General features: G+C 64.6%; 1 protein-coding gene. It reads right to left on the bottom strand.

Annotated elements, in window-relative coordinates; all coding sequences use genetic code 11:
- Positions 1–254, bottom strand: a 254-nt coding sequence (locus tag R2R70_RS21705) for a hypothetical protein (protein ID WP_410979154.1), incomplete at both ends; no start/stop codon positions are given.

Below are 254 nucleotides of genomic sequence, written 5' to 3'. Positions count from 1 at the left end.
CCCCGTAGGCGCGATTGGCTCGCACCACCATGGCCAGCGCATTCCAGCGCAGCGCGGCGGCAAGCTTTTCTTCGATATCGAAGTCGCCCGGATACGGCGGCTGCTGATCGACGGCAATCGTATTCGCGTAGGGCGTGATATTGAGGCGCGCCGTTGCGATACCGTTGGACGAAGCGTGGGCCGCGAGCCGATCGAACAGGTACTGAGCCCGTTCGGCACCTGCATGCCGAACCACGCCATCGAGCGCGTCGAGC

It is taken from the genome of Cobetia sp. SIMBA_158 (assembly GCF_046566945.1).
Lineage (GTDB): Bacteria > Pseudomonadota > Gammaproteobacteria > Pseudomonadales > Halomonadaceae > Cobetia > Cobetia amphilecti.
The sequence above is the reverse complement of the archived record's forward strand: the minus strand, read 5'-3'. Positions and strand labels throughout refer to the sequence as shown.